At 57.9% G+C, this 525-nt stretch carries 1 pseudogene; it reads left to right on the top strand.

The window, feature by feature from the left end:
- Positions 1-525, top strand: a pseudogene (locus MHX63_RS10375) (hypothetical protein); the annotation flags it as partial.

Below are 525 nucleotides of genomic sequence, written 5' to 3'. Positions count from 1 at the left end.
GAGCAGGCACTCCAGCACAACCGGGCAGTACCACCGGGGTGTCCGCGCAGGAGAACTACTCCTTCACCCCGGCTGGTGTGCTGGCCTCTACTGCTGACGGGGTCATCGACTACCACAACACACTGCCGGTCAAAGTCGGCCGGACTACCTACACCTACGATGATGCAGGTCGCATCACCCGCACATCAACCAAACGCCTCAGCAAAAAACCATTAGTCCATCACTTCTTCTACGCCACCGGTGAACAACCCATCGGATTTACCTCAAGTGATGCTCCCGGTGTTGGCTACCGCTACACCTACGATGGTCTCGGCCGACGCGTAGCCAAAGACACCATCAACACCACCACCGGAGAAGTTATCCACCGTGACGTGTTCACCCACACCGGTAACCAACTAGCAGCCGTCACCACCACCATCGACACCACCGATTCGGCACGTGTGGGTGAAGGCTACGTGTGGACTACTGACCCTGCCACTGGCGAGACACACGGCCAGATCGAACTAACCACCAGTAGAACCAACG

Source organism: Corynebacterium sp. ACRQK (assembly GCF_022345965.1).
In the GTDB taxonomy this organism is placed as follows: Bacteria; Actinomycetota; Actinomycetes; order Mycobacteriales; family Mycobacteriaceae; genus Corynebacterium.
The sequence above is the reverse complement of the archived record's forward strand: the minus strand, read 5'-3'. Positions and strand labels throughout refer to the sequence as shown.